Annotated in this window: 6 protein-coding genes; 2 read left to right on the top strand and 4 right to left on the bottom strand. The window is 71.0% G+C overall.

Features of this window, described 5'->3' with window-relative positions:
• Window positions 1-512: 512 nt before the first annotated feature.
• Window positions 513-1214: a uridine kinase gene (locus PV721_RS40235; RefSeq protein ID WP_319733364.1), complete on the bottom strand. Its 702-nt coding sequence runs from the start codon at window positions 1212-1214 to the stop codon at window positions 513-515.
• Window positions 1215-1268: 54 nt separating this feature from the next.
• Between PV721_RS40235 and PV721_RS40240 the strand changes: the two genes are divergently transcribed.
• On the top strand, window positions 1269-1619 hold the full coding sequence (locus PV721_RS40240) for a hypothetical protein (protein ID WP_319733356.1): 351 nt from the start codon (window positions 1269-1271) through the stop codon (window positions 1617-1619).
• Between the two features lie 86 nt (window positions 1620-1705).
• Here the strand turns inward: PV721_RS40240 and PV721_RS40245 are convergent, their stop codons facing one another.
• From PV721_RS40245 to deoC, 3 genes are read right to left on the bottom strand one after another with little or no spacing between them, the layout of a single operon-like run.
• Window positions 1706-2623, bottom strand: a complete 918-nt coding sequence (locus tag PV721_RS40245) for an aldehyde dehydrogenase family protein (protein ID WP_319733358.1) — start codon at window positions 2621-2623, stop codon at window positions 1706-1708.
• Window positions 2616-4052 carry an aldehyde dehydrogenase family protein gene (locus PV721_RS40250; protein WP_319733360.1) on the bottom strand — a complete coding sequence of 479 codons (1437 nt, stop codon included), beginning with the start codon at window positions 4050-4052 and terminating at the stop codon, window positions 2616-2618. Before PV721_RS40250 ends, PV721_RS40245 begins: the two co-directional genes overlap by 8 nt.
• 5 nt (window positions 4053-4057) lie before the next feature.
• Window positions 4058-5020: a deoxyribose-phosphate aldolase gene (deoC, locus tag PV721_RS40255; protein ID WP_319733366.1), complete on the bottom strand. Its 963-nt coding sequence runs from the start codon at window positions 5018-5020 to the stop codon at window positions 4058-4060.
• A 242-nt stretch (window positions 5021-5262) separates the two neighbouring features.
• On the opposite strand from deoC, the gene PV721_RS40260 reads away from it, so the two are divergent.
• The coding region (locus PV721_RS40260; protein WP_319733362.1) for a hypothetical protein at window positions 5263-6012 on the top strand (750 nt) is incomplete at its 3' end.

Here is a 6012-nt window from a genome sequence, read left to right on the forward strand (position 1 = left end):
ATCGGTGACCGGCGCCACACCGCACCGCGACACGCCGCCCCGCCCCGCACATGCGAAAAGGCGGGATCAAGCGGCCGGGGGTCCGCCTGATCCCGCCTTTTCGCATGTGCGGGGCGGGGCGGCGTGTCGCGGTGCGGTGTGGCGGTGCCAGTGGCGGGTGGCGGTGTGGCGCCGGTCATTGATCTCGGCGGGGGGCGCACTTCACCGACGAGGCCCGGTTCGGACCGGGCGGGTGGCGGTGTGGCGCCGGTCACCGATCTCGGCGGGGGGCGCACTTCACCGACGAGGCCCGGTTCGGACCGCTCGTCCTGCGCACCACGCACCGGCTCGTCCCGCTCGGACCGGGGCGCACCCGCGTGGTGTAGAGGTGGACCCGGCCGACACGCGCGCAAGGCGGCTGCGCGTCACCGGCCCCGCTCGCGCGGGGGGCCGGTTCTTCGGGCCGGTCCCGGTCGAGGACGCGGTGGCCCTGCTCGGCCGCCTGGCCGCGGAAGGCGGGGACTGGCCGGGGACTAGGCGGGAGTGGGGGTGTGCCGGTGGCGGCCGGCGGCGGCTGCGGCGAGGCGGCCGAGGGCCTCGTCCCGGCCGCACGCGTGCGCACCCAGAGCGATGTGGCGCGCCACGATGCCCCGCTCCGCCCGCATCAGCCGGAGGCCGCGCCGCAGCAGGAACAGGACCGACTTGCGGCCCTCCCGCAGATCGCGCGCCAGCCGGCGGCGGAAGGTGGTGGACGGCCGCCCGCGCAGACAGATCGCGTCCGCGAGCAGCCCCAGCTCCTGGCAGCGGGCGACGATGTCCGCCGCGAAGATCCCCTCCGCGATGAACAGCGGCGTGCGCGAGATGTCCAGCGCCTCCGCCCCCGTCCGCGAGGACGTCGCGATGTCGTACACCGGGACCTCGGTGCGACCCACGACGCACAGCTCCTCGATCGCCGCCACGGCGGTGTCCGCGTCCCAGGACAGCGGCGAGTCCCAGTCGATGTCCGAACTGCCCTCGACCAGGGGGAGGGTCGGGTCGTCACCCTCCTTGTAGAAATCGTCCAGGCGCAGCACGGGCAGCCCCGAACGGGCCGCCAGCGAGGACTTGCCGGATCCCGAGGGTCCGGTCAGAAGGACGACACGCGTAGGCAAAGGAGAGGAGGAGCTCACGGGACACCAGTGTGAACCATTCCCCCGCGCAGGGGATGCCTCCGGTGACCGGTTGGTATCGAGGATCACATCTCCACTACGCTGCGTGCGCACGCGACTACGACCTCAGGCGGGATCCCCATGGCACGTCACGCAGCCCCCCAGCCACCGAACCGGCTCCGCGCCGCAGGCCTCACCCTCTCCATGGCGGGCGCCGCGCTCGCCATGGCCGCGGGGGGTGCTCAGGCCAGTGAGCTCGATGTGCCCGCGGCTCTGGCCGGGGTCGCCGATCCGGTGGCGAACCTCAAGGTGAACCCGCTCGCCCACACCGGCGTGGACCCGCTGGACAACGGCGTGGCCACCAAGGTCGCGGACTTCCCCGGCCTCGGCACCGGCATGGTCACCGGGGTCCTGACCCAGGGGCCGTCCGTCGGCGAGCTGCCCACCGCCGCCGTCTCCTCCCTGCTCGGACCGGTCCTGCCGAAGAAGTGAAGAAGTAGCGGAGCGGGTACGCGAAGGCCCCGGCAGCGGGGGACGCTGCCGGGGCCGGTTCGCGGGGGTCTCCTGGGCAAGATCTCCTAGTACGAGGATCCGCCCGAGCCCAGCGACCCCGTGGGGTGCCAGACCGTCTTGGTCTCCAGGAACGCCGTCATGCGCGACGTGCCCGGGTCGGCGTTCCAGTCGTCCACAGGCTGTGGACGCAGAACGCGCTTGAGGTTGTCGGCCGCCGCGATCTCCAGCTCCTTGGCCAGCGCCGCATCGGCTCCGGCAAGGTCGATCGCGTTGACGTCCTGGTGGGACGCCAGGTGCGGGCCCATCTCGGCGGCCCTGCCGGACAGGATGTTGACCACGCCGCCGGGCAGGTCGGAGGTGGCGAGCACCTCGCCCAGCGAGAGGGCCGGCAGCGGGGACTCCTCGGAGGTGATCACGACCGCCGTGTTGCCGGTCGCGATGACCGGGGCGATCACCGAGATCAGGCCCAGGAAGGACGAGTCCTGGGGGGCGATCACGGTCACGACACCGGTCGGCTCCGGGGTGGAGAGGTTGAAGAACGGGCCCGCGACCGGGTTGGCCCCGCCCACGATCTGGCCGATCTTGTCGGTCCAGCCCGCGTACCAGACCCAGCGGTCGATGGCCGCGTCCACGACCGCGCCGGCCTTCGACTTGGACAGCCCCTCGGCCTCGCCGACCTCGCGGACGAACTGCTCCCGGCGGCCCTCCAGCATCTCGGCGATGCGGTACAGGATCTGGCCGCGGTTGTACGCGGTCGCGCCCGACCAGCCGCCGAAGGCCTTGCGCGCGGCGACGACCGCGTCACGGGCGTCCTTGCGGGAGGACAGGGGCACGTTGGCCAGCCACTTGCCCTTGCCACCCGACGATGTTTTCGCCGTCACCTCGTACACCCGGCCGCTCTCGGAGCGGGGGAACTTGCCCCCGACGTACAGCTTGTAGGTCTTGAAGACGCTCAGACGCGCCGGCGTCGACGAATCAGACATCGAGGTAGCCCTCCAGGCCGTGGCGGCCGCCCTCGCGGCCGAAGCCCGACTCCTTGTAGCCGCCGAAGGGCGAGGTCGGGTCGAACTTGTTGAACGTGTTGGCCCAGACGACGCCCGCGCGGAGCTTGTTCGCGACCGCGAGGATGCGGCTGCCCTTCTCCGTCCAGATGCCGGCGGACAGGCCGTACTGGCTGTTGTTGGCCTTCGCGACGGCCTCGTCGGGCGTGCGGAAGGTCAGCACGGACAGCACCGGGCCGAAGATCTCGTCACGGGCGACGGTGTGCGCCTGGGTGACGTTCGTGAAGAGCGTCGGGGCGAACCAGTAGCCGGCGGACGGCAGCTCGCACGCCGGGGACCAGCGCTCGGCGCCCTCGGCCTCGCCGGTCTCCGCGAGCGCGGTGATCCGGGCGAGCTGCTCGGCGGAGTTGATCGCGCCGATGTCGGTGTTCTTGTCGAGCGGGTCGCCCAGGCGCAGCGTGGAGAGACGGCGCTTGAGGCTGTCCAGCAGCTCGTCGTGGATCGACTCCTGGACCAGCAGGCGGGAGCCCGCGCAGCAGACCTGGCCCTGGTTGAAGAAGATGCCGTTGACGATGCCTTCGACGGCCTGGTCGATGGGGGCGTCGTCGAAGACGATGTTGGCGCCCTTGCCGCCCAGCTCCAGGGTGACCTTCTTGTCGGTGCCGGCGACGTGGCGGGCGATCTTCTTGCCCACGGCGGTCGAGCCGGTGAAGGCGACCTTGTTGACGTCCGGGTGCTCGACGAGGGCCGCGCCCGCGTCGCCGTAGCCGGTGAGGATGTTGACGACGCCCTTGGGCAGGCCCGCCTGGCGGCAGATGTCCGCGAAGAACAGCGCCGAGAGCGGGGTCGTCTCGGCCGGCTTCAGCACGACCGTGTTGCCGGTGGCGAGCGCCGGGGCGATCTTCCACGCGAGCATCAGCAGCGGGAAGTTCCACGGGATGACCTGGCCGGCCACGCCGAGGGGGCGCGGGTTCGGGCCGTAGCCGGCGTGGTCGAGCTTGTCGGCCCAGCCCGCGTAGTAGAAGAAGTGCGCGGCGACCAGCGGGAGGTCCGCGTCGCGGGTCTCCTTGATCGGCTTGCCGTTGTCCAGGGTCTCCAGGACGGCGAGCTCGCGGCTGCGCTCCTGGATGATCCGGGCGATGCGGAAGAGGTACTTGGCGCGCTCGGAGCCGGGCAGCGCGGACCACTTCTCGAAGGCCTTGCGGGCGGCCTTCACCGCACGGTCCACGTCGGCGGCGCCGGCCTGGGCTACCTCGGCGAGGACCTCCTCGGACGACGGCGAGACGGTCTTGAAGACCCTGCCGTCGGCGGCGTCGGTGAACTCGCCGTCGATGAAGAGCCCGTAGGAGGGGGCGATGTCGACGACCGAGCGGGACTCGGGAGCCGGTGCGTACTCGAATACAGATGCCATGGTGATCAGTCCACCGTCACGTAGTCGGGACCGGAGTAACGGCCGGTGCTCAGCTTCTGGCGCTGCATCAGCAGGTCGTTGAGCAGGCTGGAGGCGCCGAAGCGGAACCAGTGGTTGCTCAGCCAGTCCTCGCCCACGGTCTCGTTGACCAGGACCAGGAACTTGATCGCGTCCTTGGTGGTGCGGATGCCGCCGGCCGGCTTCACGCCGATCTGGATTCCAGTCTGCTCCCGGAAGTCGCGGACGGCTTCGAGCATGAGCAGGGTGTTCGCGGGGGTGGCGTTGACGCCCACCTTGCCCGTCGACGTCTTGATGAAGTCGGCGCCCGCGAGCATGCCGATCCAGGAGGCGCGGCGGATGTTGTCGTACGTCGACAGTTCGCCCGTCTCGAAGATGACCTTGAGGCGGGCCGCGGTGCCGTCGGGACGGACGCAGGCCTCCTTGACGGCCTTGATCAGCTCGTACGTGTCGAGGTAGCGGCCGGCGAGGAAGGCGCCACGGTCGATGACCATGTCGATCTCGTCGGCGCCGGCGGCGACGGCGTCACGGGTGTCCGCGAGCTTGACGGGCAGCGCGGCGCGGCCGGCCGGGAACGCGGTGGCGACGGAGGCGACCTTGACGTCGGCGCCGTTCAGCGCGGCCTTGGCGGTGGCCACCATGTCGGGGTAGACGCAGACCGCGGCGGTCATGGGCGTCGTACGGTCGGTCGGATCGGGATTGACGGCCTTGGCGGAGAGCGCCCGGACCTTGCCCGGGGTGTCCGCGCCTTCGAGCGTCGTCAGGTCGATCATCGAGATGGCCAGGTCGATGGCGTACGCCTTGGCCGTCGTCTTGATCGAACGGGTGCCGAGGGAGGCCGCGCGGGCCTCCAGGCCGACAGTGTCGACGCCGGGCAGCCCGTGCAGGAAGCGGCGCAGCGCACTGTCGGACGTCGTCACGTCAGCGAATGCGGTGAGGGTGGTGGGCATGGTCACCACATGAGCATATCTACGCGCGTAGCGACCTGTCACCCCCACCCTCCGATTCATTCGGAATCGAGGGTCCCGTTTGTTGTTACGCGGGCATGACAGGAGCAAGATCGTCCGCGCGCACCCGATCCATAGATTTGTCTAAGCAGCCCGCCACACCTGACCCGGTGAACCAGACCGAACAGACGCAACGCGGCATGCGGCTCTCCTCCACTCTCCGCACCCACGCTCCAGGAGTCGTTATGCGTACCGCCCTCCGCACGTCGATAGTCACCGTCGCCCTCGCCGGCGCGATGCTCGTCCCGGCGGCCGGCGCCGCGTTCGCCGCACCCGCCACGGCCCCGAAGTCGGCCGCGGCCTCGGACGACAGCCGCTACGAGGGCAAGCCCGTCTACATCGGCGAGGGCCTGGTCGCGGTGCTGCGCAACAAGGACGAGGGCCCCGAGGCGTGGATCCGCGAGGTCGGCCCCGACTGGAAGCCCGGCGACACCTACATGGTCCACGTCGTGACGAAGCTGGACCGTACCCAGCCCCACGACAAGGCCAAGGGCCTGGACCTCGAACTCACCAAGGCCGCGGGCGCCAACCCCGTCCTCGTCGTCACCGCCGCGGACGGGAGCGCCACGTCCTACCCGCTGCCCGCGGGCGAGGCGAGCACGGACTGCCGGGTCGGTCCGGTGGGGCAGGAGATCGGCGCGGGCATGTCGGCCGAGCTGTACGTCACCGAGCTGGGCCCGAAGGTGGTCCTCCTCGAGGCGGCCGACGGCCGCGGCTTCGCCCAGCTGGACCGCACCCACCCCTCGCTGCCCGAGTCCGCGGGCATCATCGCCCGGATCGTGAACCCGAGCAGCGCCAAGCCCGTCTTCGAGTGGAAGACGCAGGGCGGCAACGACGAGATCGGGCGGGCCGCGTTCCCCGCGTTCCCCGAGGGCTGCAAGCCGAGCTACAAGTTCACCGATGACAAGCCGGTGACGAAGCCCACCACCCCGGCC

This window comes from Streptomyces sp. MB09-01 (genome assembly GCF_033794505.1).
Classification (GTDB): Bacteria; Actinomycetota; Actinomycetes; order Streptomycetales; family Streptomycetaceae; genus Streptomyces.